Genomic DNA, 24,812 nt, shown 5'->3' on the forward strand with positions numbered 1-24,812 from the left:
CTCTCAGGCCCCCCCGCCCTGTCCCTCCCCCGCTGGCGCGGGAGAGGGAACGCTCACGATCCGCGTTGCTGATGAAGGCCCCAATCTGCTCCCTCTCCCGCGAAGCGGGGAGGGTTGGGGAGGGGGTTTTGTCGGCTCTATTTCCCCCCATCCCGCCATTTCTTCACCGTCTCCAGCGCATCCTGAATATGCTTCGTCGCGCCCTGGTCGGAGACCGCCGACAAAATCCGCCCCTCCGGTGAAATCACGTAGGAAATGCGGTTCGCGAACACCGGCCCCGCGACAGGCAGGCTGAATGAGGCGTCGTAAGCCTTGATCACCTCGAATTTGGGATCGGCGCCGACCGGAAACCGGTCGCGACACTCCTTGGTCGAAAACTCCCGCTGCGTCTCGATCCCGTCGCCGGACACGCCGATGACCGACGCGTTCATCGCCGAGAATTGATCCATCGCCTCCGCAAATTCATGCGCCTCCTCGGTGCAGACGCTGGTGAAGGACTTGGGATAAAAATAGAGAACGACCGGCCCTTTTTTCAGCGCGTCCCTGAGTGAGAAGGTGAAGTCCTTGCCGCCCCGCGCCGCGAGGATCGAAAAATCCGGCGCCGCGTCGCCGGGTTTCAGCATGGCGAAGGCGGCCGTGGCGAAGAGAGCGAAAGCAAGCGTGAGAAAAAGACGTTTCATCGTCCAGCCCTTTCGAAAGCGACACTCCCCTACCGTTTCACGGGGAGAGGGTTGGGGTGAGGGGCAAGGCCGCGCGGGGAATCCCTGCCGATACATACCCTAACCCTCTCCCTGCCCCACGGGGAGAACGACTCACACATGGATCGCGCGCCCGAACGCGTCGAGCACGCTTTCATGCATGGTCTCGGAAAGCGTCGGATGCGGGAAGACCGCGTGCATCAACTCTTCCTCGGTCGTCTCCAGATTCATGGCGACCACGAAGCCCTGTATGAGCTCGGTCGCCTCGGCGCCGATGAGATGCGCCCCGAGCAGGCGCCCCGTCTTCTTGTCAAAAACCGTCTTCACCAGCCCTTCCGGCTCACCCAGCGCAATGGCCTTGCCATTGGCGAGATAGGGGAAGCGACCGACCCTGATCTCGAAACCGGCGGCCTTCGCCTTCTCCTCCGTCAGCCCCACCGAGGCCACCTGCGGATGGCAATAGGTGCAGCCCGGCACGAGCCCCTTGTCGAGCGGATGCGGATCGAGCCCCGCGATCGCCTCGACGCAGATCACGCCCTCATGCTCTGCCTTGTGGGCGAGCATGGGACCGCCGGCGACGTCGCCGATGGCGTAAACGCCCGCGACATTGGTGCGCCCCAGCCCGTCCGTCTTCACCACCCCCCGCTCCAGGGCGACGCCCAGCGCCTCGAGCCCCAGATGTTCGACATTGGCGACCACGCCCGCCGCGGACAGCACGCGCTCGGCCTCCAGCGTCTGCGTCGCGCCATCGGCGCCCTTCAGGGTCGCGACGACCCCTTCCGCCTTTCTTTCCAGCCCGGCGACGGTCGTCGCCGTGCGGATGGCGATGCCTTGCTTCTCGAAACTCTTGCGCGCGAGAGCGGCGATCTCGGCGTCCTCGGCGGCGAGGATTTGCGGCAAGGCCTCGACCAGCGTCACCTCCACGCCAAAGGTGCGATAGAAAGACGCGAACTCGACGCCGATGGCGCCGGCGCCGACGACCAGCAGCGACTTCGGGAAGCGCTCGGGCTTGAGCGCCTCGAAATAGGTCCAGACGAGCCGACCGTCCGGCTCCAGTCCCGGCAGCGCGCGCGGCCGCGCGCCCGTCGCGACGATGACATGCCTGGCCTGATAGAGGCCCGCCCCCAGCGTCGTCTTCGGCGCCGGAAGTTGCGGCGTCACCGGCGCCTTGGCAGGCGCGCCGACCCTCACCTCCCCCTTGCCGGAGAGCGTCGCCTCGCCCCAGATCACGTCGATCTTGTTCTTCTTGAGCAGGAAGCCGACGCCGGCGTTCAGCCGCGCAGCGGCCTCTCTCGAGCGCGCCACGATACGCGCGGAGTCGAAGCCCGGCGCGGCGCCCGTCACGCCGAATTGGGCGCCGTCCCGCGCGAGCCGGTAGACCTCGGCCGAGCGCAGCAGCGCCTTGGTGGGGATACAGCCCCAGTTGAGACAGATGCCGCCAAGATGTTCGCGCTCGATCACGGCGGTTTTCAGCCCGAGCTGCGCGGCCCGGATCGCGGCGACATAGCCGCCCGGTCCGCCGCCGATCACCACAACGTCGTAAGCGCTCATGGAAGCCTCGTCTGTCGCCGCCTGCACAGCAGTGTTAGCCGCACGCAAGGGCTTCGTCGAGACAGGCGGCGCGGGGGGGGGCTATGGGGGAAACGGAGAAGCGGGCCGCTTCGGCCGGAAAATTCAGAAGACGCGCGAAGCCGAATGTCGTCTTGTCAATCCATCAGGACGCCTGCGCCGCCAAAAGCGGTTTTCAAAAGTCATCCGCGAGGACGCGAAGGACGAAGGCGGGCGGCGCAGGCGAGAGGGGCTGGATGCTCATCGACGGTCATTTGGCCGCCGCACAGGGACCGGGATCGGCCTGAGAACAGGGGCCGGACCAGGGATCGTCTCGCGCACGGCCTCCAGCAACTTGCCGAGCGCAGCGGCGACGACGCCGCCTTTCGCTTTGCCTTTCATGGACGTCACTCCTGTCTTCCCTCTCCGGAAGGAGCAACAATCGAGCCGCTTCTTTTGATCCTCAAAAAAATTGGAATAAATCAAAAAAGCGCCCGCCAGCATTGGCGGACGCTTTTCAAACGCCTGTTATTACAGTTCTTTACGCAGCGGCCGGCAGCGCGGCCTTGGCCTGCGCCACGATCGCCGCGAAGGCTGCCGGCTGCTCGATGGCGAGCTGCGACAGAACCTTGCGGTCGACGGTGACGCCAGCCTTGGCGAGGCCGTCGATGAAGCGCGAATAGGTGAGGCCATGCTCCCGCACGGCGGCGTTGAGACGCTGGATCCACAGGGCGCGGAAGGTGCGCTTCTTGGCCTTGCGGTCGCGCGTGGCGTATTGCATCGCGCGATCGACCGCGGCCTTGGCGGTGCGGATCGTATTCTTGCGGCGGCCGTAGAAGCCCTTCGCGGCCTTGAACGTCTTCTTGTGCTTGGCGTGGGACGTAACGCCCCGTTTCACGCGAGCCATGACGAAACTCCTTCAGAATTCTGCGTTGGTGTCGGGGACGGTTAGCCGTTCGGCAGGAAGTATTTCTTGACGTTGTCGCCGTCGGTCTTGAACAGAACGCTGGTCCCGCGCAGGTTTCTGATCGCCTTGTTGGTGCGCTTGATCATGCCGTGACGCTTGCCCTGATGGGCATAGACCACTTTGCCGGTCCCGGTGATCTTGAAGCGCTTCTTGGCGCCGGATTTCGTCTTCAGCTTGGGCATTTTGCTCTCCTGGGCCCGTGGCCCTGTTGTTCTTTTTCGCGCCCGCTGTCCGACTGGACCTTGAGGACGCGTTTCGCGCGAGCGAAAAGAACCGCCACGGCAGCCCATCTACTGGCCGGGCGGTTCAGAGGACCGGCTTATAGAGCGAAACCGTCTCCAAACGCAAGCGCCGGTGGACAGACGCCGTTCAAGAGCCATATTCAACCCGCCCGGACAGCAAGAAGCCGGGCGGAATTGGGGACCGACGAGGGCTTTACACCATGAACGTTCATGCGCCATTGCCAGAACCGCTCACCGAACGCCCGGTGAGTTCGCATAACGAGTGGGATCCGCTGGAGGAAATCATCGTCGGCCGCCTGGAGGGGTCCACGATCCCCTCCGACCACCCGGTGGTGACCTGCAATATTCCGGGGATGGCGGCGCGGGCGCAGGCGCTGGCGGCGGGCTTTCGCTTTCCGAAGTTCATGGTGGAGCCGGCGCAGCAGGAGCTCGACGCTTTCATCCAGGTGCTGGAGCGGCTCGGGGTCAAGGTGACACGCCCGGAGCCTTATAACCACAAGGCCAAATTTTCGACGCCCGACTGGTCCTCGCGCGGCTTCTGCAATTCCTGCCCACGCGATTCGATGCTCGTCATCGGCGACGAGATCATCGAGACGCCGATGGCCTGGCCCTGCCGCTATTTCGAGACCCACTCCTACCGGCCGATTCTGAAAGACTATTTCCGTCGCGGCGCGCGCTGGACCGCCGCCCCCAGGCCCCAGCTCACCGACGAACTGTTCGACCCCGCCTTCAAGCTGCCCGAGAAGGGCGAGCCCATTCGCTACATCCTCACGGAATTCGAGCCGGTCTTCGACGCGGCCGACTTCTTCCGTTGCGGCCGCGATATTTTCGTCACCCGCTCCAACGTCACCAACGCCATGGGGATCGAGTGGCTGCGGCGGCATCTGGGCGAGGGCTATCGCATTCACGAGATCAAGAGCCGCTGCCCGAATCCCATGCACATCGACACGACGATCCTGCCGCTGGGTCCGGGCAAGATCCTCATCAATCCCGAATACATCTATCCCGACGAGCTTCCGGACATCCTCAAGAAATGGGACATTCTGGTCGCGCCGGAGCCGGACCCGATCGAGGACCGCATCCTCAAGATCACGTCCATGTGCGGCAAATGGCTGAGCATGAACATTCTCATGATCGACGAGAAGCGCATGATCGTCGATCCGCACCACACCAACATGATGCGGCAGGTGGAGAAATGGGGCTTCGAACCGATCCCGGTTCCCTTCCTGCATTACGCGGCCTTCGGCGGCGCGTTCCACTGCGCGACGCTCGACGTGCGCCGCCGGGGAACGCTGGAAAGCTACTTCTAGTCCACGCCGCTGAATCGAAGCCCGACCATCCCCGCGATGATGAGCGCGATCGACGCCAGTCGGAGCGGGGTGGCCGGCTCGTGGAAGAGATAAACGCCCACCACGGTGACGGCGGCGATGCTGCCGCCCGTCCAGACCGCATAGGCCGTGCCCGACGGAATGGTCTTCACGGCGATCCCGAGGCAGCCAATGCTCGCGATCATGAAGAAGGCCATGACGACAGAGGGCCAGAAACGGGTGAAGCCGGCGGAATATTTCATGCCGACGAGCCAGCCGACCTCGCAAACGCTCCCGATCATGAGGATGATCCAGTCCATTACGTCTCCCCCGATGAAACTTCTCCCGGCCTTCTTCGCCCTCGGGCGCGCCGCGTCAAGCACAGGCGCCCCTGCGCTGCGCAGGGGGCTGTTTGAATTCGGGAGACTGAGACCAAGGTAAGACTCGAAGGAGCCCGCGCCATGAGGAAGATCATCCACGTCCATCCGGCGCCGGACGCCATGCACTGGGTTGGCGACGGCTTCCCCGTGCGCCAGCTTTTCTCGCACGGCGGCGATGGCGCGAGCGTCAGCCCGTTCCTCCTGCTCGATTACGCGGGCCCCGTCGATTTCCCCGCCTCGGATCGCCGGCGTGGGGTTGGCGCGCATCCGCATCGCGGGTTCGAGACCGTGACGATCGTGCTCGACGGCGAGGTCGCGCATCGCGACTCCACAGGCGCGGGCGGCGTCATCGGGCCCGGCGACGTGCAATGGATGACCGCCGGCGCCGGCGTCATCCACGAGGAATTTCACTCGGACGACTTCACGCGTCGCGGCGGCCGGCTGGAGCTGCTGCAATTGTGGGTCAATCTGCCCGCCCGCCTCAAGATGACGGGGCCGCGCTATCAGACCCTGCGCGACGAGGCGATTCCGCGCGTCGACCTCGCCGACGAGAGCGGCCTCGTGCGCGTCATTGCCGGAGACTTCGGCGGCGCGCATGGTCCCGCGCAAACCGCGACCCCGTTGAACGTCTGGGACGTGCGCATCGACGATGGCAAGACCGCCGTTTTCAAATTGCCGGAGGGGCACACCCTTCTCGCCGTCATTCTCGACGGGCCGGTCGTGGCGAATGGCCAGGGCCATGCGCGCGCGGGCGAGACGCTCGTCTTCGCGCGCCATGGCGGAGAGATCGCCCTTTCGGCGCAGGCGGACGCCAAACTGCTGCTGTTGAGCGGCGAGCCGATCGACGAGCCGATCGTGCAGCAGGGTCCCTTCGTGATGAACACCGCCGGGGAAATCCGGCAGGCCGTCGAAGATTATCGCTCGGGCAGGTTCGGCGCCATCGCTCCGACGGGCGCATAGCCGGGCGCGCCGACCTGAGCCGCCGACCGCTGGCGAAGCGCGTCGAGCGTCGCCGCGAGAACAGTGAGGTCGACGGGCTTTGTCAGCAGGACGTCGACTCCTGCGGAACAGGCTGCGCGCGCGTCCTGCTCGAACGCGCTGGCCGTCAGCGCGACGATCGGAGTGCGCCGCGCCCCGGCGCGGGCTTCGGCTTCGCGAATCAGGCGTGTGGCCGCGCGCCCATCGAGTTCCGGCATGAACAGATCCATGAGGATGACGTCATAGGGCGCGGCCCCCCGCGCCGTCCCGACCGTCGCCTTCTCGACCGCCTCGGCCCCGTTGCGCACGCGCGTGACGCAGGCGCCGAGCTTGCCGAGGCCGCGCGTCAGAATGAGCGCGTTGATGTCATTGTCCTCCGCGATCAAAGCCGTGAGCCCGTGGAGGGCCGGAAAGGCGCCGGCGGCGACGGCGCCGTCCCGCGCCTCCGGCCGATCCTCGGCGAGGCATGCGAGAAGCGAATCCCTGCGCACCGGCTTGACGAGCCAGCCGTCGACGTCGCACAGCGCCGCTTCGCCGAAGGGGCGCCGCTCCAGCGGCGAAAAAAGCAGAAGGACGCGACGCGCGGCGGCGCTGCGGGCGCGGGCGGCGAGAGCGGCGATCGCGGACTGGCCAAGCGCGCAATCCGCAATGACGACGTCATATGCGGCGACGCCGTCCTGCGCCAGGCGCGCCACCGCGCGCTCGAATGTGTCGATCATTGGCCGCGCCCCGGCCGTCGAGAGCGTCTCAGCGAGACAAGGCGCCTCGAACGGGCCTTCAGCGACAATGAGCACGCGCTGCCCCTCGAGCGGCCTCTCGGGGACCGCCGACGCGCGTTCCGCCAGTGGCAGAAAGACAGAAAACGTCGATCCGGCCGCGGATGTCTCCGACAGCGCCAGCGTGCCGCCCATGAGGCCGACGAGACGCTGCGAGATCGCAAGACCAAGCCCTGCCCCGCCCTGGCGCTGGGTCGCCGACGCATCGGCGCGCTCGAACTCCTCGAAGATCTTTTGCCGCGCCGAATCGGGCACGCCCGGCCCGCTGTCGCACACATCGAACCGAAGCGCAGCGCCATCGTGATGGACCCGCAGGCCGACGCCGCCGTGCGGGGTATAATGCACGGCGTTGCCGACCAGATTGATCAGGACCTGCCTCAGTCGCGCCGGATCGCCGATCATATCACGCGGAGCGTGCGGGCTGATGAAGCTGGCGATTTCCAGCCCTTTCCCCTGGGCCCGAGGCGCCAGCAGTTCAACGACGCCTTCGACAAGCGGAGCAAGCGCGAAGGTTTCCTGTCGCAGGGCGAGCCTGCCGGCCTCGATCTGTGAAAAATCGAGAATGTCGTCGATGAGTTGCGCCAGCGCGCGGCTCGACTCGGCGATGGCGTCGACATAACTCGTCTGCTCGGCGTCGAGCCGGGTCATGGACAGGAGCTGCGCCAGCCCCGAAACGCCATTGAGCGGGGTGCGGATTTCATGGCTGACCGTCGCGAGGAAGCGGGATTTCGCGAGACTCGCGGCCTCCGCCTTCTCCCGCCCGTCGGCCGCCCCGCGCAAAAGCGCGACCTCCCGCCGGAGCTGCTCGACCGCCCGATGGCGCCATAGCAGGAGACCGCAGGCCAGGAGCAGGAACAGAACCATGCCGGGCGCGGCGATCATCATGATCGGGTCGCCCACGGGGCTCACGCGGCGGCCCGGCTGTTCGAGAGTCCGGCCCGGTACGACAGCGCCTCGGCGAGATGCGGGCGCGAGACCTGTTCGGCCCCATCGAGATCCGCGATGGTGCGGGCGAGCTTCAACACGCGATGGAAGCCCCGCGCGCTCAGCGAGAACCGCTCCGAGGCCTCGCGAATGAGCGTCGCGCCGGCCCCGTCCAGCATCGCCACGCGCTCGATGACCGCCGCGGGGGCCGCCGCATTGGCCGTGACGCCGGGAAGCTCCAGCGCCTCGTAACGGGCGCGCTGGAGGTTTCGCGCATGGGCGACCCGCGCCGCCACCTGCCGCGAGCCCTCGGATGGCGGCGGCAGGACCAGATCGGCGGCGGTGACGGCCGGCACTTCGATCTGCAGGTCGAAACGGTCGAGCAGCGGCCCGGACAGGCGGGCCTGATACTGGGCGACGCAGCGCTCATTGGGCTGGCGCCGGCAGGCGTAGCCGGCGTCCAGCGCATGTCCGCAGCGGCAGGGATTCATGGCGGCGACCAATTGGAAGCGCGCGGGGTAGACGGCCCGGTGATTGACCCGCGCGATGGCGACCTCCCCCGTCTCCAGCGGCTGGCGCAGACTGTCGAGAACCTGCGGCTGGAATTCCGGCAACTCATCGAGGAAGAGCACCCCGTGATGCGCGAGGGAAATTTCTCCGGGCCTGGCGTGGGTTCCGCCGCCGACCAGCGCCGCCATCGACGCGGAGTGGTGGGGCGCGCGAAACGGCCGCCTGTCCGTCAGCTCGCCGCCGGCGATCTGCCCGGCGACCGAATGGATCATCGACACTTCCAGCAGCTCGCGCGGGGTGAGCGGCGGCAGGATCGACGGCAGGCGCGCGGCCAGCATGGATTTGCCCGCCCCCGGCGGTCCGCTCATCAGTAGATTGTGGCCGCCCGCCGCCGCGATTTCGAGCGCGCGCTTGGCGCTCTCCTGCCCCTTTATGTCCGAGAGGTCGGGCAAGGCGGCCGCGGGCGCGCGCACCGCCGGCTCGGGCCGCGCCAAAGCCTGCGTTCCCTTCACGTGATTGACAAGCTGGATCAGCGAGCGCGGGGCCAGCACGTCCATGTCGCGCGAGGCCCAGGCCGCCTCGGGCCCGCATTCCTGCGGACAGATGAGCCCCTGCCCCCGCGCATTCGCCGCGACCGCCGCGGGCAGCACGCCGGCGACAGGCGTCAGCGCGCCGTCGAGCGCAAGCTCCCCCAGGACGACGTAACCTTCGAGCGCGTCGGAGGGAATCGCGCCGATCGCCGCCATCACGCCAAGAGCGATCGGCAGATCATAGTGGCTGCCCTCCTTGGGCATGTCGGCCGGCGCCAGATTGACCGTGATCCGCTTCGCCGGAAGCGCGAGGCCCGAGGCGATCAGCGCCGCGCGCACCCGCTCGCGCGATTCCGCGACAGCCTTGTCGCCGAGCCCCACCACATTGAAAACGACTGATCCCGGAGAAATCTGCACCTGCACGTCGACCGGCCGCGCCTCCACTCCCTCGAAAGCGACCGTGGCCACCCTGACCGCCATAAGCCGGAACTCCAAAACAATGATTCAAACGTCAGCTTCACTATAATATCCCCCATGGCTGTCCGCAAGAACAAGATACGAACATCCGCGCGGCGGCCGCACAGTTGCCGCAGCGGCAAAATGGGTTAGGCTCGCGGCGTTTCGGTTGAGCCCGGAGGAGGCCTGATGAAGCGGTTTTTCTCGAGCGCGGCGTCGCTCGCATTGGCGATGGCGTTCTGGAACGCGACGCCCGCGGCGGCCGCGCAATGCGGCAACGGCCCGGGCGGTTTCGAAAACTGGAAGCAGACTTTCGCCGAGGAGGCGCGCGGGCGCGTGGGTCCTGCGGGCATCGACGCGCTCATGGACACGCATTACAACTCGGCGACGATTTCGGCCGATCGCGGGCAGAAGAGCTTCCGCCTGTCGCTCGAGCAGTTCATGGCCAAACGCGGCGCCTCCGCCATCGTCGCGCGCGGCCGCCAGCTCAAGCGGTCACAGGCCGGCCTGTTCTCCGCCATTCAGCAGCGCTACGGAGTTCCGCCGGGACCCCTCCTCGCCATCTGGGGCATGGAAACGGGCTTCGGCGCCGTTCACGGCAATCAGCACGCGCTCTCCGCCGTGGCGACGCTCGCCTATGATTGCCGGCGTTCCGAGTTTTTCACCGACCAGCTTTATGCGGCGCTGAAGCTCATCGACCATGGCGCGCTGTCGCCGAACGCCCGCGGCTCCATGCATGGCGAGATCGGGCAAACGCAGTTTCTGCCCAAGAACATTCTCAATTATGGCATGGGCGGCAATCTCGACAATGCAAGCGCCGCGCTGATGGCCACGGCGAATTTCCTGCACCAGCATGGCTGGCGCGCAGGGGCCGGCTACCAGCCCGGCGAGCCCAATTTCGAGGCCATCCAGGCCTGGAACGCCGCGTCGGTCTATGAGCGGGCCATCGCCATCATCGGGCGTCAGATCGACGGCGGCGACGAGTGAAAAAACAACAGGCGGCCAGCCGCTCGTGGCTGACCGCCTGACAGGCGCGGGGAAGCGGCGGCGGGCTATTCGGCCGCCGTCTTGTAATTGTCCGAGTCGTCGTGATCGTCGTCGCGCTTGCGCGCGTCGGCGCCGTCGCCAGACTCCTCCGACGCGGGCGCGTCATCGGGGCGCGCCTCCGGTTCGGGAGCGGGCGGAGGCGGCGGCTCCTTGAAGGCGGCGGCCGCCGTCGCGATATGCGGCGGCGGATTGCGCCGGCGGTGCACGAGATAAATGGCGAAGGCCGCGATGACCCCCAGCGCCATGGTCAGATAGACCGGCAAATCGCGCATGAAGGAGCGGTCGACGGAGAAGGGGAAACGGGACACCCACTGTTCCCCATGGTCCCCCGTGACGGTCACGATGCCGACGAAATAGCCGCCCTCCTTGAACGTATGTTCGAAATTGACGGTCCCGGTCGGATAGGACTTGGGCGGCTGATAGGCCACCGTCACGGCGTCGAGATTCTCGCTTTCCTTGTCCGCGCCAACATCCTTGACGATGCGAATCGCGATTTTCATGTCGCGAAGCTCTTCCTGCTCCGCGTCGAGCACCATAATCATGGGCCCCGTGGACGGAATGTCTTCGCAGAACTCGTTTTTCGAGGCCTCCGGCAGGTAGCCGGTGAAATTCATGATGTCCGGCCCGATGAACAGGCGGCAGCGGCCTTCGGCCGCGCCGAGACGGCCATGCGCCTCGGCGGGAACGGCGGCGAATGCGCCGATCGCCGCAAGCGCCGCAGCGGCGGCAAAATGCTTGAAAGGCCTCATACGGGCCTGAAACGAAGTTGAAGCGTCGTCACTCATCTTCTCCTCCTGGCCTTCCGTGTGGCAAAGACACGCAGCTCTCAGGATCAACCCAAAACGCGCCGACGATTCCCCCCACCCACCGGAAGGCCGGGCAACGCCATTTCCTCGATGTTAGCGTATTCGCCCAGTACAGCAAGGGTGCGACAATCGGTCATCTATTCCGCTGTGCAACATGCTTGGCAGCGGCGCCGGCGCGCGCCGGGGCAAGGCCCCGACGCGGCGCGGCCCCTGTCAGGAACAATCGGATTTCCTTGCCGAAAGCAGCGCCGGCCAAAACGGCGGCCGGAGCCGCCCGGTTTTCGAGACTGTTAAGGAAGGCGCCACCTTAACAAGAGTTCATCCGGCGCCGCCTTGCCACCCAATTCGGGCCAAGCCATATTGCTGATAGCCATAATGGTTGAGGCCACGAGCGAGGGCGAACGCCGCGCGCGTCGGGCCTTGGAGATCGAGAGGATCGCAATGTCTCACTACGACCGTAACTCGAGCTTCGGCTACGGCCGCGGGGCCGCCCGGTCGACCACGGCCGAGATCGACGAGGGCCTGCGCAGCTATATGCTCGGCGTCTATAACTATATGACGCTCGGCCTCGCCGTGACGGGTCTCGTCGCGCTCGGCACCTATCTGCTCGCCAGCCCGACCTTTGTCGGCGGCAAGCTCGTCGCGCTGTCGCCCTTCGGCCAGATGCTCTACACGACGCCGCTGCGCTGGGTGGTCATGCTCGCCCCGCTGGGCTTCGTCCTCATGCTCGGCGCGCGCGCCAACTCCATGTCCGCCGCCTCGGCGCGCAACCTCTTCCTCGCCTTCTCGGCGGTGATGGGCCTGTCGATGTCGTCGATCCTGCTGGTGTTCACCGGCGTGTCGGTCGCCCGCGTGTTTTTCATCACGGCCGCGGCGTTCGGCGGGTTGAGCATCTACGGATACATGACCAAACGCGACCTGTCGGCCTTCGGCTCCTTCCTGGTGATGGGCGTATGGGGTCTGGTGATCGCGGGGCTGGTCAATCTGTTCCTGCAGTCGAGCGGCCTCCAGTTCGCGCTGTCAATCCTGTCCGTGCTGATCTTCTCGGGCCTGACCGCCTGGGACACGCAGAACATCAAGGACATGTATTACGAGGGCGATGGCTACGAAGTGGCCCAGAAGAAGAGCGTCTTCGGCGCCCTGTCGCTCTACCTGGACTTCATCAACATGTTCCAGTCGCTGCTGTTCCTCTTCGGCCAGCGCAACGATTGAGCCGAGTTGCTGACGGTTTTGGAAAGCCCCGCCCCCGCGGGGCTTTTTGTTTTCCAGGCGCCTCGCGGCCCGGCGCGGCGCGCTATTCCGCCCCGACGAGCCTCAGGCCGCGGTCGAGAACACGCAGAACGCGGGAGAGATCGTGGCCGCGCTTCATCACGAGACCGGATGCGGCGATCACCGCATAGGCGCCTTGCCGGCGTCCGAGCTCCGGATTTTTCTCGATCCGATAGAGCGGCGCCTCGCTGGTTCGTCGAAAGATCGAGAAAACCGCCTTGGCGGGCGTGAAGTCCAGCGCGTAGTCGCGCCACTCGCCGGCCGCCACCTTCGTCCCGTACAGATTGAAGAGCAGATTGAGCTCCCGTCTGTCGAAGGACACCTGCGCCGCCGCGCGGGACGGCGCCACGTTCGATTCGCCCTGTCTCGCCCCCCCGGCCCCCGCCACAACCACGAGGGAAGGGCGAGAACGGCTCGGCTCCGTCGTCTCCGACTCCGCCATCAGGCTTCTCCAGTCTCTTCTGTCATGTTTGCGCGATGAGGGCTCCACGGCAACCCCCCTTCGTCACGGGTGCGTCACAATAGCTTTTGATTTAGCTTAACCATAACCATTACATAGCAAAATTCACATTTCTGCCAGCATTGAGCCCCTTGCAGGCCAAACGCGCCGGACAATATGTTCTCACATTGCTGCGATTGGCTTCGACGCGCTTTTCCGGTTTTCGTCAGCCCCCCAGCCCCCCGGGACTGTGTGTTCGCAAGTCATCAACGATCGCAGCGATGGACGGGTCGGCCGGGAGAAATCCCGAGCCGACCTTGTCTTTGCAGGGCCGGCGCCTTGCATTTCCCGCGCGAATGACGAACTGGAGGAAACGCGGCCGTCTGGCCGCGATCACCCCCGCTTGATTTTGAGCGCTCCGCCGGGCGGAGCCGATGCGCATTTGGAGACCGCATGACAAACGACGCTGCAACCGAAGCGCCGCAGGCCGAGCAGTTCGGCTTCCAGGCAGATGTCGCGCAGCTCCTCGAACTCATGGCCCACTCCGTTTATTCGGAGCGCGAGGTGTTTCTGCGCGAACTGATCTCGAACGCCGCCGACGCCTGCGAAAAGCTGCGATACGAATCACTGTCCGACGAAAGGCTCGCCGCTCAGGCGGGCGCGCCGCTCATCACCATCACGCTCGACAAGGACAAGCGCCAGCTCACCGTCTCCGACACGGGCGTCGGCATGTCGCGCGACGAGCTGATCAGCGCGCTCGGCGCCATCGCCAATTCCGGCACGCGCGCCTTTCTGGACAAGGTCGGCAAGGAGGGCGGCGAGGGTTCGTCGCTGATCGGCCGCTTCGGCGTGGGCTTCTACTCCGTCTTCATGGTCGCCGACCTCGTCGAGGTCGCCACCCGGCGGGCGGGGCAGGACGAGGCCTGGCTCTGGTCGTCGCAGGGCAAGGGCGCCTATTCGATCGCGCCGCTTGCGCTCGCCGACGCGCCGCCCGTGGGCGCCCGGGTCACGCTCCATCTCAACGCCGAAAGCGACGAATTCCTGGAGCCCTGGCGACTCGAGAGCATCGTCCGCGAGCACTCCGGGGCGGTGTCCACCCCGATCGACCTGATAGAGGAGCCGGGCAAGGAGCCGCGCCGCATCGCCGATGGCGTCGCGTTGTGGACGAAGCCGAAGTCCGAGATCACGCAGGAGCAATACACCGACTTCTACCGGCAAATGTCCGGCGGCTTCGACGAACCGGCGCTGGTCGCCCATTGGCGCGCGGAAGGCCGCACCGAATACACCGTGCTCGCCTTCGTGCCGGGCGCGCGGCCCTTCGATCTCTTCGAGCCGAGCCGCAAGAGCAAATCCAAGCTTTACGTCCGCCGCGTGCTGATCTCGCGCGACGTCGAGCTTCTGCCGGCGTGGCTGCGATTCGTGCGTCTCGTCGTCGACAGCGCCGATCTTCCGCTCAACGTCTCGCGCGAAATGGCGCAGAAGAGCCCCGTGCTCGCCTCCATCGGCAAGGCCGTGGCGACCCGTCTCCTTCAGGAGCTCGGCAAGCTCGCCGAGAACGAGCCCGAGACATTCGCCTCCGTCTGGGAGAATTTCGGCGCGGTCCTCAAGGAGGGGCTCCATGAGGACCCGAGTCGCCGCGACGGACTCTTCGCGATTGCGCGCTTCGCCTCGACCAGGTCGGACGGCAAGACGCGCACGCTGAAGGACTATGTGGCCGATCTGCGCGAGAATCAGACCGCCATCTATTACATCACCGGCGACGACGCGAAGCGGCTGGCGACAAGCCCGCAGCTCGAAGGCTTCCGGGCGAGAGGCGTGGAGGTTCTGCTGCTCGACGACGCCGTCGACGCCTTCTGGGTCACCAGCGCGCTTGGCTTCGACGGCAAGCCCTTCAAGTCCGTCACGCAGGGTCAGGCGGATATCGACCTCATTCCCCTTGTCGACGCGCCCGGGGAGGAGACGGCGCCGACGGAAAATGTCGGCGATCTGGTGTCGGCCCTCAAGGAGACGCTCGCCGACGCGATCGAGGACGTGCGCGTGTCGACGCGTCTCACCGAAAGCGCCGCCTGCCTGATCGCATCCGACAACGGCCTCGACCGGCAGCTCTCGCGCCTTCTTGCGGAGTCGGGGCAGACCGCGCTGCTCGGCAAGCCGGTGCTGGAGATCAACCCCAGACATCCGGCCGTGGCCGCGCTGGCGGCGAGCCTGCGCGACAAGGGCCGCGAAGGCGGCGCCGACGGCATGTATCTGCTGCTCGATCTCGCCCGCGTGGCGGATGGCGAAGCGCCGGTCGACCCCTCGGCCTTCGCCCGCCGCCTCGGCGCGCTCATGGCCAGAGGCGTCTAGGGGACCGTGCGCCTCGACCCCGTCTTCCGTCTGACTGGCTCGGGGGGGCCGCCGCCCTCCCGCGCCCAGGCCATCGCGCAGGTCGCGGCGTTCCTTGCCGAGCATGGCGTGGAGGCGGCTACGGCGCAGGACGATGCGCGCGCGCTGCTGCGCGCCGCCGCCGGCCTGAGCCGGCTCGACCTCGCCCTGTCGCCGCAGACGCCCCTTGCCGCCGACGAATCGGATAGGCTCTCGCAATATGCGATCCGCCGCGCCGCGCGCGAACCGGTGTCGCGCATCCTCGGCGCGCGCGGCTTCTGGACGCTCGACCTCATGGTCGCGCCGGACGTGCTCGATCCGCGCGGCGATACGGAGACGCTGGTCGAGGCGACGCTGGCCTTGATCGCGGACCGCGCCGCGCCGCTGTCCATTCTCGACCTCGGCGCGGGGTCGGGGGCGATCCTTTGCGCCCTGCTGAGCGAATTGCCCAATGCGTGGGGCGTGGCGGTCGATCTGTCCGAGGCCGCCTGCGCGGCGACGCGCGCCAATCTCGCACGCTGCGGCCTCGGCGACCGGGCGGGGATTCTCCGTGGCAGATGGGGCGACGCGCTTGCGGCGGTTTTCGACATTATTGTTTCAAACCCGCCTTATGTGCGCGCCGGAGATCTTGCGACGCTCGATCCGGAGGTGCGGCTGCACGATCCCGCGCTGGCGCTCGACGGCGGCGCCGACGGACTCGACTGCTATCGCGACATTGCCGCCGATCTGCGTCGGCTGCTCGCGCCGGGCGGTCTCGTCGCCCTCGAAGTGGGTTTCGATCAGGCGGCCAGCGTTGCGGCGCTGCTGCGCGCGCAGGGCCTGGAGATCGCGGGCGTCGCAAGAGACGCCGGCGGCCATGAACGGGTCGTGACGGCTCGGGCTCAACGGCTCAGTTCGTGACATATTGGCTACAGTGCTCAGTTTTTCACTGTCTTTCGGCAAGGCCGCACTTGGCGGGAGGGGGGGCAGCCCCTATAGTCTTTGTAATTACAGCTGACCGACATCGAGATGGGGATCTCGAAGATTCGCGGGTCCGCTTCGTGAGCGACCCAGGCAAGGCCGGCCGAAGCTGGCGTGTAAGCTGCATGATCCCGGTGGTTCAGGCGACGTCGACCGTCGCCACGCGCAACCCTTGAAGCTGCGCGGCGCTTGAAATCCGCCAGGGCTCGCATGGGAACGACCGGGCCAGAACCGCGGCGTCGCCGATGCCAAATCGCGCAGCGATGAGTGGCAGGATCTTGGATTTCACGGGCGCGGCCAGGCGCCCGATTGAGCGATCTGTCCGAGCGCGCGGCCGAGAACCGCAGGCGGGACGATCATTCTTTGGCGGGAAAACACGGCGCTTTGTCGACCCGGCCAGTCGCGTCATGCGCTGCAAGCGCAGAGCTTTCGGGGGAGTGGATGAGACCAGGACAGAACAAGAGAATGCGGGGGCGCAGCGGCCGCAAAGGCCCAAATCCGCTGACCCGCTCCTATGAATCGAACGGCCCCGACGTCAAAATCCGCGGCACGGCTCAGCATATCGCGGAGAAATATCTCCAGCTCGCCCGCGACGCGCAGTCCTCCGGCGACACCATCATGGCCGAGAATCTGCTTCAGCACGCGGAGCATTATTTCCGGCTGATCGCCGCCGCCCAGCAGGCCCAGCAGCTCGCCAACGGCTTCGGCCGCCAGCCGACGGAAGCCGAATTGGAGATGGAGGACGACGACGATTTCGCCGCCCTGCCCGATCGTTTCGCGCCCCTGTCCGAGCGCCTGCCGCAGCCTGTCTATCAGCCGCAGCCGCAACCCCAGCCGCACTTCGCGCAGCCGCAGCCCCAGCCGCATTTCGCGCAGCCGCAGCCCCAGCCGCAGCCCTATGAGGAGCGGCCCATCGGCGAGATGCGCGGCGAGCGTCCCGAGCGGATGGAGCGCCCCGAGCGCGGCGAGCGCATGGAGCGCGGCGAACGTCCGCCGCGGCCGGACCGCCCGTCCTTCCGCGATCGCGGCGACCGCGCCCCCGAGGGCGAGCAGCGCCGGGGCTTCCGGGAGCGTCGCTTCCCGCGTCAGGAGATCGCCGACGAACCGGCGCCCACCCTGCCGTCCTTCATTACCGCGCCCCCGGCGCGCACCGCGACTCCCGAGGCGGAGCCCGCCGAAGTGGGCTTCGCCCCGGCCGCCGAGCGCCCGCAGCCGCGCGAGCACGAGGGGGTGAACTTCCACCTGAGCTCCCGCCGTCGCCGCCGCCCGCGCGCTGCGGCGGAAGAGGCCTCCGGCGACGTGCGCGAGGAGGCGCCGCAGGCGAGCGAATTGCCCTTCGAGCCCGACCGGATCTGAGCCGGGACTTCAGTGCCAGAGAAACAAAAAGCCGCCCCTCGCCGGGCGGCTTTTTTCATGCGCGGTGCGGAGAGGCCCCTCCGCAACCCTCGCCCGCTTGCGGCGCGGAGGGAGGGACGGGCGCCGCCCCCTAATCGAGCAGGGTCACGCCATCCCCCCGCGAGACGCGTCCGCCCTCGTCGATCCTTGCGTAAACGCCGCAGTCGATATGCCCGAAGGCCTTGCGGATGGTCTGCACCAGATCCATGTCGCGCCGCCCCGTGCCCGGCTCGACGCCGGTCGCGGCGCAGCGGTCGGTCATCTTGAGCACGGTGAGGACGGCCTCGCCGATCCGCAGCCGGCGTCCCGGCCAGTCCGCCTCCGCCCAGGCTTGCGCACCCTCGACGTAAAGATTGCCGCGAAAGCGCAGCGGATCGACCGGCGCCCCCTGCGCGGCCTGAATCGCCGCGACGCTGGCGAGATTGATGAGCGAGACGAAGCCGGATTTCGAGTCGGTGAAGCGGAAACCCGCCGGGGCTTCAAGCAGCCGCACCCGCCCCCGGATGTCGTCGGGCCCCAGATAATCCGCCAGAAAGCCCTCGACCTCCGCCCGCCCCTCGACGCTTCGCAGATCGCCCCGCGCGGCCTCACGCCCGTCCTTCGAAATGGTCAGAACGCCCGTGGTCCCGTCATAGCGGGTCGCAAGACCGGCAAGGGCGCCGTTCTTCATCAGCATCAGGAATTTGATCTTCGGCTGGTGCTCCGGCGCGGCCGGATCGAACCCGGACGGGCCGTTCTCCAGCGCGAAGAGACGATCGCAGGGGAAGTAGCCGCCGGCGGGAAGATCGGCCGTCTCGACGCCCTCGGGCGAAAGGCCTTTCACGGGATAGCGATAAAGATTGGCGAGGCGCATGCGGACTCCGGGCTGGCGACGGCCTGTAGGCTCAAGGCGACGGCGCTTCCTTTGTCAAGTCATCGGGCCTGCTCCGCCAGCGCCGCGTCGATGGCCGCGTCCTCGACGCCAAGCCCGCGCAAGGCCTGGGCAATGGCCTGGCGCGCGGCGCGGATGCAGGTCTCCTGATCGAAGCCGAAATAGAAGCGGTAGTAATGCCAGGTCGTGGCGATCAGATAATAGCGGATCTGCGCGGAGGCGATCTCGCGCGCCGCCTCGCTGCGCCCGGGCGCGACGCGATCCACGAGGACGCGAATGGCGCCGGCGCGTTTCTCGGTGTCGACCCTGCGCATCCGGTCGTAAAGCTCGGAATGCAGCGCCGCCCGGGTCAGCGCCGCCGTCTCCTCGAAGCGGGAGAAAATCGCCCGTGGATAGTCCAGAAGCTCGCCGACATCGGCCGGATCGACGGGAACCTTGAGCCGCGCCGCCATCTCTGTCGCCACGGCGTCGAGGAAGTCCTCCCGCGTCTGGAAATACCGGAACACCGTTCGCTCCGAAACGCCCGCCTGTTTCGCCGCTGACCGGATCGACAGCTCCCGCACCGGAGCCTCGGCGAGAAGCGTGATGGCCGCATCCACGATCAGCCGCTGCGTGAAATCCGAGTGGCGCGCGGCGAGAGAGGCGGGAGGCGTTGACATGCTGGATGACTTTCTGTCAGACTGTATGACACGTTGTCGTAGACTATGACTTCGGCGGCGCGAATTCAACTCTTTGCGAGGGGCAGACCGATGACTTCTTCACCCATGATCGTCCACCAGGGAGAGGGCGAGGTTCTCGACGTGCTGGGCGTCGCCCTGCGGTTTCTGTGTCGCGCCGAGGATACGCGGGGCGCCTGGTCCCTCATGGAGAACGTCATCCCCGAACAGGCCGGCCCCCCGCCCCACAGCCACCCATGGGACGAGGCCTATTACGTCATCGAGGGCGAAGTCGCCTTCCAGATCGGCGACCGGCGCGAGCTTGTGCGGGCGGGAGACTTCGTCTATGCGCCGGGCGGGACAGTCCACGCCTTTCAGGGGGCGTCGAAATCGCCCGCGAGGCTGCTGATCTTCGACGCGCCGGCGCACGCCGAATCCTTCTTCAAGGACATTGACCGGGAGGTGACCGAGCTGCCGCGCGATCTGGCCAAGGTGCCGCAGATCGGCGCGCGGCATGGCGTCGCCTTCGAAGGCCGCTGACGCTCTCGGCGGGCTCCTGACGAGGGCGCGGACAGGGCGCGACACGCCTTCCGTCCGCGCCCCATTGTCGCGGCGCCTTCCCTGCGTTCACGCTTTCGCGGTGCCCCTCTTTAACGTCCCCGAACCCTCCCCATATCGCTTCAAAGGGCCGCCGAAAGGGGCCGAAATGCGAATGACATGGGGCGCGCCGCTCACTGGAGGACGCGCTTCGAAGGTCGAGAGGGGACTTGTATGAATTTTGAGAAATACACCGAACGCGCGCGTGGTTTCGTGCAGAGCGCGCAGTCTCTCGCCACCCGCGAGGGACATCAGCAGTTCACGCCCGAGCACATTCTGAAAGTGCTGCTCGACGACGACCAGGGCCTCTCCGCCGGTCTGATCGACCGCGCGGGCGGCAATTCGCGCGAGGCGCTCGCCAGGACCGAGGCCGCGCTCGCCAAGCTTCCCAAGGTCGCGGGCGCGGGCGCCGGCCAGCTTTATCTCGCGCCCGCGACGGCGCGGCTCTTCGCCAACGCCGAGCAGATCGCCCAGAAGGCCGGCGACTCCTACGTCACCGTCGAGCGCCTGCTGCTGGCGCTGGCTCTGGAAAAGGACTCTGACGCCGCGAAAATTCTCGCCGCCGCCGGGGTGACGCCGCAGTCGCTCAACGCCGCGATCGAGGAGCTGCGCAAGGGTCGCACCGCCGACACGGCGGCCGCCGAGAACCAGTATGACGCGCTCAAGAAATACGCCCGCGACCTCACCGAAGCGGCGCGCGAGGGCAAGCTCGATCCGGTGATCGGCCGCGACGAAGAAATTCGCCGCACCGTGCAGGTGCTGTCTCGCCGCACCAAGAACAATCCCGTGCTGATCGGCGAGCCCGGCGTCGGCAAGACGGCCATCGTCGAAGGTCTCGCTTTGCGCATCGTCAATGGCGACGTGCCGGAGTCGCTCGAGGACAAGAAGCTCCTCGCGCTCGACATGGGCGCGCTGATCGCCGGCGCGAAATATCGCGGCGAATTCGAGGAGCGCCTGAAGGGCGTGCTCAACGAGGTCACCGCCGCGGAAGGCAAGATCATTCTGTTCATCGACGAGATGCACACGCTCGTCGGCGCCGGCAAGGCCGATGGCGCGATGGACGCGTCGAATCTGCTGAAGCCCGCGCTGGCGCGTGGCGAACTGCATTGCGTCGGCGCGACCACGCTCGATGAATATCGCAAGCACGTCGAAAAGGACGCGGCGCTGGCGCGGCGCTTCCAGCCCGTCTTCGTGGACGAGCCGACGGTCGAGGATACGATCTCGATCCTGCGCGGTCTGAAAGAAAAATACGAGATGCACCACGGCGTGCGCATCACCGACTCGGCGATCGTGGCGGCGGCGACCCTGTCGAACCGCTACATCTCCGACCGCTTCCTGCCCGACAAGGCCATCGACCTTGTCGACGAAGCCTCGTCGCGCCTGCGCATGCAGATCGACTCGAAGCCCGAAGAGCTCGACGAACTGGATCGCCGCATCATCCAGCTCAAGATCGAGCAGGAGGCGTTGAAGAAGGAGACCGACGCCGCGTCGAAGGACCGGCTCGCGAAACTCGAAGGCGAGCTGGCCGATCTCGAGGAGAAATCCTCCGCGCTCACCGCGCGCTGGAAGGCGGAGAAGGACAAGCTCGGCAGCGCCCAGAAGCTCAAGGAGCAACTCGAGGTCGCCCGCAACGAACTCGCCCAGGCGCAGCGCCGTGGCGAATATCAGCGCGCGGGCGAACTGACCTATGGCGTGATCCCGGACCTCGAAAAGAGGCTCGCCGACACCGAGGCGGCCGAGGGCAAGGCCGCGCTGATCGAGGAAGCCGTGACGGCCAACGACATCGCGCAGGTGGTGTCGCGCTGGACCGGCGTGCCGGTCGACAAGATGCTCGAAGGCGAGCGCGAGAAGCTCCTCCACATGGAGGACGAGCTGGCGAAGCGCGTCGTCGGGCAGCGCGAGGCGGTGGAGGCGGTCTCGACCGCCGTGCGCCGCGCCCGCGCCGGCCTTCAAGACCCGAACCGTCCGATCGGCAGCTTCATCTTCCTGGGCCCGACGGGCGTCGGCAAGACCGAGCTGACCAAGGCGCTGGCGAGCTTCCTCTTCGACGACGAGACGGCGATGGTCCGGCTCGACATGTCGGAATACATGGAGAAGCACTCGGTCGCCCGGCTCATCGGCGCGCCTCCCGGCTACGTCGGTTACGAGGAAGGCGGCGCGCTGACCGAAGCGGTTCGGCGCCGGCCCTATCAGGTGGTGCTGTTCGACGAGATCGAGAAGGCGCATCCGGACGTGTTCAACGTCCTCCTTCAGGTGCTCGACGACGGGCGCCTGACGGACGGACAGGGCCGCACGGTCGACTTCAAGAACACGCTCATCATCATGACGTCGAACCTCGGCGCCGAATTCCTCGTGATGCAGCAGGAGGGCGAGGACTCGACCGCCGTGCACGACGAGGTGATGCAGGTGGTGCGCGCGCACTTCAGGCCGGAGTTCCTGAACCGCGTCGACGAGATCATCCTCTTCCACCGCCTGCGGCGCGAGGACATGGGCGCGATCGTCGACATCCAGGTGAAGCGGCTCCAGAAGTTGCTGGAGGATCGCAAGATCACGCTGCATCTGGATACGAAGGCCCGCGACTGGCTGGCGGCCAAGGGCTACGATCCGGCGTATGGCGCGAGGCCCCTGAAGCGCGTGATGCAGAAGGAGTTGCAGGACGCGCTGGCGGAACGGCTGCTGGCTGGCGAGATCGTGGACGGCGCGACGGTGGAGATTTCCGCCGACGGCCCGTCGCTGACAATCGACGGCAAACCCACGCATGGGCCGGCGAAGCCGATGCTGCGGACGGTGGGGAACGCGTAAGGCAAACTCCCTCTCCCCGCTAGCGGGGAGAGGGTCACAACTTCCTGAGCGCCACTTCCTCGATTTTGTGGTCGGCGCCCTTGGTCAGGATCAGGCTCGCGCGCGGGCGCGTCGGGGCGATGTTCTGGCGCAGATTCTCGAGATTGATGCGCGTCCAGATGTCTTTTGCGACACGCACCGTCTCCTCGTCCGACAATTCCGCATATTTGCGGAAATAGGAACGCGGGTCCTTGAACGCCGTTTCGCGCAGGCGCAGGAAGCGGGCGACATACCAGCGCTCCAGCATTTCCTCGCTGGCGTCCAGATAGACCGAGAAATCGAAGAAATCCGACACGAAGGGAATTTCGCGCGGCTGTCGCGACGGGCGCGCGGCGAGGACGTTCACGCCTTCCACGATGAGAATGTCCGGTCCGTCGACGCAGGCGGATTCGTCCGCGACCACGTCATAGGTCAGATGCGAGTAGACCGGCGCGCAGACATGGCGGCGGCCGGCCTTCACGGCGGAGAGGAAACGCAGCAGCGCCTTGTTGTCGTAGCTTTCCGGGAAGCCCTTCTTCTCCATCAGCCCTTCGCGTTCCAGAACCGCGTTGGGCAGGAGGAAGCCGTCCGTCGTGATCAGCTCGACTTTCGGCGTATTGGGCCAGCGCGACAGCATCGCCTTGAGGATGCGGGCGGTCGTCGATTTGCCGACCGCCACCGAGCCGGCGACGCCAATGATGTAGGGAACCTTGCCGTCCGCGGCGCCGAGAAAGCGCTGCGTCGCCTTGAACAGACCTTGCGTCGCCGCGACGTAAAGCGCCAGCAGGCGCGACAGCGGCAGATAGATTTCGATGACTTCTTCCAGCGAAATCGGATCGCCGACGGACTTCAGCCGCGTCAGATCGTCGAGCGTGAGAGTCAGCGGCGTGTCGGCGCGAAGCGAGGCCCATTCGGCGCGCGAGAAATGGCGATAGGGGGTGATCGCCGCATCCGTGTCCGGCGCGCCGCCGCTGGTCATTTGCCGGCTCCCCGCGAGGCTTTTTCCGCAAGGCCGGATTGCCCCGTGCGGCGTCCCAGTTCCGCGACGACGTCGCTCAACGGGATGTGCTGCGCTTCCAGCAGCACGAGCAGGTGGTAGATCACATCGGCGGCTTCGCTCACCACCGCCTTGCGGTCGCCTTCCATCGCGGCGATCACCGCCTCGACCGCCTCCTCGCCGAATTTTTTGGCGATGCGCGGCGTTCCCGCGTCGAAGAGGCTTTTCGTGTAGGAGTTCGAGGCGCTGTCGTCGCGGCGGGATTTGATCAGCGCAGCGAGATCGTCGAGGGTGAAGGTCATGCCCGGCCCCCTCCCCAACCTGCGCGGGAGAGGAGGCAGGCGCACGCTTCACCAAGGCCGTGAATCACGCCGGTGAGCGTCCCCTCTCCCGCGAAGCGGGGGAGGGACAGGGAGGGGGCTGTCACCGGAAAAACCTCTCTCGAAATCATCCCGCCGCCTCCAGACCATCCAGCCGCATCGGAAGCCCCGCCGCGGCCATGTGCAGCTTCGCCTGCTGGATCGTATATTCGCCGAAGTGGAAAATCGACGCCGCGAGCACGGCCGTCGCGTGGCCCTCGCGAATTCCCGCCACCAGATGATCGAGCGTGCCGACGCCGCCCGACGCAATCACCGGCACCGATACGGCGTCGGCCACCGCGCGCGTCAGCGCAATGTCGAAACCGATCTTGGCGCCGTCGCGATCCATGGAGGTCAAAAGGATTTCGCCCGCGCCGAGCGCCGTCACTTCCCGCGCATAGTCCACGGCGTCGATGCCCGTGGGACGGCGGCCGCCATGGGTGAAAATCTCCCATTTGCCGGGACCGACCTGCTTGGCGTCGATGGCGACGACCGTGCATTGCGAGCCGAACTTCTCCGCCGCCTCGCGCACGAACTGCCGGTTCGAAACGGCGGCCGTGTTGATCGACGCCTTGTCGGCGCCGGCGAGCAGCAGCTTGCGAATGTCGTCGAGCGTGCGCACGCCGCCGCCGACGGTGAGCGGCATGAAGCAGGCTTCCGCCGTGCGTTGCACGACGTCGAGCAGAATGCCGCGATTTTCATGGCTCGCGGTGATGTCGAGAAAGCACAGCTCGTCCGCGCCGGCCGCGTCATAGGCGATGGCGCATTCCACCGGATCGCCCGCATCGCGCAGATCGACGAAATTGACGCCCTTGACGACGCGGCCCTCCTTCACGTCGAGACAGGGGATGACGCGTGCTTTCAACATGGCCAGGCTTCCCCAACTCGGCGGCTATCATCGGTTTGCGCGCCGGTT

General features: G+C 66.7%; 25 protein-coding genes. 9 read left to right on the top strand and 16 right to left on the bottom strand.

What is annotated here, in order from left to right:
- Positions 1-137 precede the first annotated feature (137 nt).
- The 5 genes from ACR652_RS07235 to rpmI all read right to left on the bottom strand — a co-directional run bounded on the left by ACR652_RS07235 (position 138) and on the right by rpmI (position 3,395).
- Positions 138-680, bottom strand: coding sequence for a peroxiredoxin (locus tag ACR652_RS07235; RefSeq protein WP_434505845.1), 543 nt, complete (start codon positions 678-680; stop codon positions 138-140).
- A gap of 132 nt (positions 681-812) precedes the next feature.
- Entirely contained in the window at positions 813-2,249 is a 1,437-nt protein-coding gene (gene lpdA / locus ACR652_RS07240; protein ID WP_434505846.1) for a dihydrolipoyl dehydrogenase, read from the bottom strand.
- A 258-nt stretch (positions 2,250-2,507) separates the two neighbouring features.
- Positions 2,508-2,648 carry a hypothetical protein gene (locus tag ACR652_RS07245; RefSeq protein WP_434505847.1) on the bottom strand — a complete coding sequence of 47 codons (141 nt, stop codon included), beginning with the start codon at positions 2,646-2,648 and terminating at the stop codon, positions 2,508-2,510.
- Positions 2,649-2,787: 139 nt separating this feature from the next.
- Positions 2,788-3,153: a 50S ribosomal protein L20 gene (rplT, locus tag ACR652_RS07250; RefSeq protein WP_434505848.1), complete on the bottom strand. Its 366-nt coding sequence runs from the start codon at positions 3,151-3,153 to the stop codon at positions 2,788-2,790.
- A 41-nt stretch (positions 3,154-3,194) separates the two neighbouring features.
- Entirely contained in the window at positions 3,195-3,395 is a 201-nt protein-coding gene (gene rpmI, locus ACR652_RS07255; protein WP_434505849.1) for a 50S ribosomal protein L35, read from the bottom strand.
- Positions 3,396-3,655: 260 nt separating this feature from the next.
- On the opposite strand from rpmI, the gene ACR652_RS07260 reads away from it, so the two are divergent.
- Positions 3,656-4,765 carry an amidinotransferase gene (locus ACR652_RS07260; protein WP_434505850.1) on the top strand — a complete coding sequence of 370 codons (1,110 nt, stop codon included), beginning with the start codon at positions 3,656-3,658 and terminating at the stop codon, positions 4,763-4,765.
- Here ACR652_RS07260 and ACR652_RS07265 read toward each other — a convergent pair.
- On the bottom strand, positions 4,762-5,082 hold the full coding sequence (locus ACR652_RS07265; RefSeq protein ID WP_434505851.1) for a DMT family transporter: 321 nt from the start codon (positions 5,080-5,082) through the stop codon (positions 4,762-4,764). The two genes, ACR652_RS07260 and ACR652_RS07265, sit on opposite strands and share 4 nt — an antisense overlap.
- Before the next feature lie 141 nt (positions 5,083-5,223).
- Between ACR652_RS07265 and ACR652_RS07270 the strand changes: the two genes are divergently transcribed.
- A complete protein-coding gene (locus ACR652_RS07270; RefSeq protein WP_434505852.1) occupies positions 5,224-6,102 on the top strand; it encodes a pirin family protein in 879 nt (292 codons plus the stop codon).
- On the opposite strand, the gene ACR652_RS07275 is transcribed toward ACR652_RS07270, so the two are convergent.
- Positions 6,057-7,781, bottom strand: a complete 1,725-nt coding sequence (locus tag ACR652_RS07275; RefSeq protein ID WP_434505853.1) for an ATP-binding protein — start codon at positions 7,779-7,781, stop codon at positions 6,057-6,059. The two genes, ACR652_RS07270 and ACR652_RS07275, sit on opposite strands and share 46 nt — an antisense overlap.
- A gap of 20 nt (positions 7,782-7,801) precedes the next feature.
- The gene (locus ACR652_RS07280) at positions 7,802-9,340 is read right to left on the bottom strand and encodes a YifB family Mg chelatase-like AAA ATPase (protein WP_434505854.1); all 1,539 of its coding nucleotides are present in this window, start codon (positions 9,338-9,340) and stop codon (positions 7,802-7,804) included.
- Positions 9,341-9,505: 165 nt separating this feature from the next.
- Here ACR652_RS07280 and ACR652_RS07285 point away from each other — a divergent pair, with 165 nt between their 5' ends.
- On the top strand, positions 9,506-10,303 hold the full coding sequence (locus tag ACR652_RS07285) for a lytic murein transglycosylase (RefSeq protein WP_434505855.1): 798 nt from the start codon (positions 9,506-9,508) through the stop codon (positions 10,301-10,303).
- A 65-nt stretch (positions 10,304-10,368) separates the two neighbouring features.
- On the opposite strand, the gene ACR652_RS07290 is transcribed toward ACR652_RS07285, so the two are convergent.
- The gene (locus tag ACR652_RS07290) at positions 10,369-11,148 is read right to left on the bottom strand and encodes a hypothetical protein (RefSeq protein WP_434505856.1); all 780 of its coding nucleotides are present in this window, start codon (positions 11,146-11,148) and stop codon (positions 10,369-10,371) included.
- A gap of 462 nt (positions 11,149-11,610) precedes the next feature.
- On the opposite strand from ACR652_RS07290, the gene ACR652_RS07295 reads away from it, so the two are divergent.
- Positions 11,611-12,381 (top strand): Bax inhibitor-1/YccA family protein, encoded by a 771-nt coding sequence (locus ACR652_RS07295; RefSeq protein WP_434505857.1) that lies wholly within the window; start codon positions 11,611-11,613, stop codon positions 12,379-12,381.
- A gap of 82 nt (positions 12,382-12,463) precedes the next feature.
- On the opposite strand, the gene ACR652_RS07300 is transcribed toward ACR652_RS07295, so the two are convergent.
- Positions 12,464-12,880 (bottom strand): DUF2794 domain-containing protein, encoded by a 417-nt coding sequence (locus ACR652_RS07300; RefSeq protein WP_434505858.1) that lies wholly within the window; start codon positions 12,878-12,880, stop codon positions 12,464-12,466.
- 450 nt (positions 12,881-13,330) lie between these two features.
- Between ACR652_RS07300 and htpG the strand changes: the two genes are divergently transcribed.
- Positions 13,331-15,223, top strand: a complete 1,893-nt coding sequence (gene htpG / locus ACR652_RS07305; protein ID WP_434505859.1) for a molecular chaperone HtpG — start codon at positions 13,331-13,333, stop codon at positions 15,221-15,223.
- 6 nt (positions 15,224-15,229) lie between these two features.
- Complete coding sequence (prmC, locus tag ACR652_RS07310; RefSeq protein ID WP_434505860.1) at positions 15,230-16,141, top strand: peptide chain release factor N(5)-glutamine methyltransferase; 912 nt, start codon at positions 15,230-15,232, stop codon at positions 16,139-16,141.
- Between the two features lie 199 nt (positions 16,142-16,340).
- Here prmC and ACR652_RS07315 read toward each other — a convergent pair whose 3' ends face one another.
- On the bottom strand, positions 16,341-16,490 hold the full coding sequence (locus tag ACR652_RS07315; RefSeq protein ID WP_434505861.1) for a hypothetical protein: 150 nt from the start codon (positions 16,488-16,490) through the stop codon (positions 16,341-16,343).
- Between the two features lie 176 nt (positions 16,491-16,666).
- On the opposite strand from ACR652_RS07315, the gene ACR652_RS07320 reads away from it, so the two are divergent.
- Entirely contained in the window at positions 16,667-17,557 is an 891-nt protein-coding gene (locus ACR652_RS07320) for a DUF4167 domain-containing protein (protein ID WP_434505862.1), read from the top strand.
- Positions 17,558-17,687: 130 nt separating this feature from the next.
- Here the strand turns inward: ACR652_RS07320 and ACR652_RS07325 are convergent, their stop codons facing one another.
- Together ACR652_RS07325 and ACR652_RS07330 are read right to left on the bottom strand one after the other, a co-directional pair.
- Complete coding sequence (locus ACR652_RS07325; protein WP_434505863.1) at positions 17,688-18,449, bottom strand: MOSC domain-containing protein; 762 nt, start codon at positions 18,447-18,449, stop codon at positions 17,688-17,690.
- A 59-nt stretch (positions 18,450-18,508) separates the two neighbouring features.
- On the bottom strand, positions 18,509-19,126 hold the full coding sequence (locus tag ACR652_RS07330) for a TetR/AcrR family transcriptional regulator (protein WP_434505864.1): 618 nt from the start codon (positions 19,124-19,126) through the stop codon (positions 18,509-18,511).
- 90 nt (positions 19,127-19,216) lie between these two features.
- Between ACR652_RS07330 and ACR652_RS07335 the strand changes: the two genes are divergently transcribed.
- Both ACR652_RS07335 and clpB read left to right on the top strand, forming a co-directional pair.
- Positions 19,217-19,663 carry a cupin domain-containing protein gene (locus ACR652_RS07335; RefSeq protein ID WP_434505865.1) on the top strand — a complete coding sequence of 149 codons (447 nt, stop codon included), beginning with the start codon at positions 19,217-19,219 and terminating at the stop codon, positions 19,661-19,663.
- Between the two features lie 231 nt (positions 19,664-19,894).
- Positions 19,895-22,522 (top strand): ATP-dependent chaperone ClpB, encoded by a 2,628-nt coding sequence (clpB, locus tag ACR652_RS07340; RefSeq protein WP_434505866.1) that lies wholly within the window; start codon positions 19,895-19,897, stop codon positions 22,520-22,522.
- Between the two features lie 34 nt (positions 22,523-22,556).
- On the opposite strand, the gene coaA is transcribed toward clpB, so the two are convergent.
- The 3 genes from coaA to hisF form a co-directional block, all read right to left on the bottom strand.
- Positions 22,557-23,519: a type I pantothenate kinase gene (coaA, locus tag ACR652_RS07345; protein WP_434505867.1), complete on the bottom strand. Its 963-nt coding sequence runs from the start codon at positions 23,517-23,519 to the stop codon at positions 22,557-22,559.
- Positions 23,516-23,839 carry a phosphoribosyl-ATP diphosphatase gene (locus tag ACR652_RS07350; RefSeq protein ID WP_434505868.1) on the bottom strand — a complete coding sequence of 108 codons (324 nt, stop codon included), beginning with the start codon at positions 23,837-23,839 and terminating at the stop codon, positions 23,516-23,518. The genes coaA and ACR652_RS07350 overlap by 4 nt, the downstream gene beginning before the upstream one ends.
- Positions 23,840-23,984: 145 nt before the next feature.
- Positions 23,985-24,764, bottom strand: coding sequence for an imidazole glycerol phosphate synthase subunit HisF (gene hisF / locus ACR652_RS07355; RefSeq protein WP_434505869.1), 780 nt, complete (start codon positions 24,762-24,764; stop codon positions 23,985-23,987).
- Between the last annotated feature and the right edge of the window lie 48 nt (positions 24,765-24,812).

Source organism: Methylocystis sp. (assembly GCF_051061225.1).
Taxonomy (GTDB): domain Bacteria; phylum Pseudomonadota; class Alphaproteobacteria; order Rhizobiales; family Beijerinckiaceae; genus Methylocystis.